Annotated in this window: 2 protein-coding genes; one reads left to right on the top strand and one right to left on the bottom strand. The window is 37.4% G+C overall.

Annotated features, from left to right (window positions below; genetic code table 11):
- Positions 1-328: 328 nt before the first annotated feature.
- Complete coding sequence (dapA, locus tag OQ5_RS0117900; RefSeq protein WP_016778806.1) at positions 329-1,219, bottom strand: 4-hydroxy-tetrahydrodipicolinate synthase; 891 nt, start codon at positions 1,217-1,219, stop codon at positions 329-331.
- A gap of 356 nt (positions 1,220-1,575) precedes the next feature.
- Between dapA and OQ5_RS25025 the strand changes: the two genes are divergently transcribed.
- Positions 1,576-1,707: a hypothetical protein gene (locus OQ5_RS25025; protein ID WP_016778803.1), complete on the top strand. Its 132-nt coding sequence runs from the start codon at positions 1,576-1,578 to the stop codon at positions 1,705-1,707.
- Positions 1,708-2,135: the final 428 nt, after the last annotated feature.

Genomic DNA, 2,135 nt, shown 5'->3' with positions numbered 1-2,135 from the left:
CAGGTTAACACTTCTGCCTTCTGCCTGGCAAACTTCTGCCTGTCGATTACTTATATCTAAAAATCTAACGGTCTTTTGTATCAACACTCCGTTAAACTTTTGCAGTCATCTGGTAATCAATTGTTTATACAATTAATGGCACAAACCACAACGCTCTCATAGTAAAAACTTTGTGTCATCACCTCTTTGCGTTTAGGCTTTTTTAAACTGACTATTGAAAAAACTGCATAGTAAGATTTACCACAACGAGATTATGTGTAAATTTTCGCATGCCAGTTCAGTCAGGCCAATAACTTAGACAAATTTTATACGAAAAAACTAAAGCCGTTTATAGAAGCTTCAGTTTTTTAAGTTCAATTTTCAGTTGCTCCCTGTTTTCATCTTCCATTTCACAAAGCGGTGCCCTGAACACCTCGCTCACTTTTCCCATAAGCGCCAAAGCTGTTTTTACCGGTAAGGGATTAGACTCGAGAAACATCAGTTCCATCAGCGTGCGATACTTAAAAAACAAACTTCTTGCAGTTTTTAAATCACCATCAATAGATGCTTTCATCATCTTATGAAAATCGGCAGGAATAAGATTTGCCACCACGGAAATACATCCGTCGGCTCCCATACAATTGGCCGAAAAAGAGAGAAAATCGTCTCCACTGTAGACTTTGAAACCTTCGGGACGATTGGCTAAAAGCTCGGCAAAAACATTCATATCACCACCGGCTTCCTTAATACCAATAATATTTTTATGGTTACCGGCCAATTCGATTGCTGTGCCGGGTTCAATAACACTACCGGTTCGACCCGGCACATTGTAGAGAATAACCGGGGCATCAACGTTTTTGGCTACCTGCGAGAAATGCTTGTAAATACCACGGCGCGAAGGTTTATTGTAATATGGAGATACAACCAGTAAAGCGTCAGCTCCAAGTTCTACGGCTTTTTTACTGTATTTTATACAATCGGAGGTAGAATTACTCCCTGTCCCTGCTATAACAGGAACCCTCCCGTTAACCTTCTTCACGCACCTTTCAATCATCTGAGCATCTTCCGCATCACTCAAAGTGGGCGTTTCACCGGTAGTTCCACATACAACAATACCATCAGTTCCGCTGCTTATATGAAATTCAATTAATTCATCAAAAGTCTCAAAATCAATCTCTCCTGTATCTTTAAAAGGAGTCACAATGGCCACTATGGAGCCTTGCAGATTTTTAATTTGCATAACGATATTTTTTTAGTTCGGCTAAAATATTTTTTCAAATGCATCGTAATATTCAGGAAAACAATTCAAAGAATGGACTGCCGGGGTCATTTCCAACCAAAAAAAGATGAAGAACCCGGCAACAAAAACAATGCACATCAATAAAATTCAAAGTTAATATATATTGACGATTTGGGGAAATTTTTATTTCGATCAGAGGGAACAACACTTTTGTCCGAAAAAACAATCATCTTATCAAGAAAACAAAAAAAATTCGTAACAAATAAAGGTCATTTATCGTTTACTGAGAAGTTGGAAACAAAAAATTTTGTGATTATCGAGAAACCTTTTACATTTATTTCAAAAATTTTTCAATCATGAAGAAAGTAGCATTTTTCGCCTCAGCATTGTTGTTAATAGCCCTGGCCTTTTCGTCTTGTAAATCTGTTCAGGATTGTCCGGCTTACGGACAGGGAGGAGACGTTGAAACAGAAGAAGTAAGGGCTTAATTTTTGCCGTACCCGGGCATGAATATTCTCTCAAGCTTTGCTAAGGATTATATTCATACTTTAAGGTTACAATACTCCGTTAAACTTTTTCAATACGCTGCAAACCAATTGTTTGCATCTAAATGGGTTTGACTGTTAAAATGCAGTCGATCAAGGTTGTAACAATCATCTTACATCTTATATCCAAAAATCTAACGATCTATTGAGGTTAACGGTGTTCATTTAAACTTTACTGTAAAAAACTTAATGAATCCCGACGTTGTCTAAAAAGTGAAAACGCCTGCTTACACAAGTCTTTTTGTGAGTTCATAGACCATCGCTATATAGACATTCCCGGCATTCAGAAAAATAAAAGTGGAATCAGACGAAAAAAATCCGTCCGATTCCACTTTTGTAATTTTAACCTGCTTTATTCATAAGTTTTCGTC

Source organism: Anaerophaga thermohalophila str. Valhall, from assembly GCF_000250735.1.
Lineage (GTDB): Bacteria > Bacteroidota > Bacteroidia > Bacteroidales > Marinilabiliaceae > Anaerophaga > Anaerophaga thermohalophila_A.
Note: the sequence above shows the minus strand (reverse complement) of the source record. Positions and strands in the feature narration are given on the sequence as shown.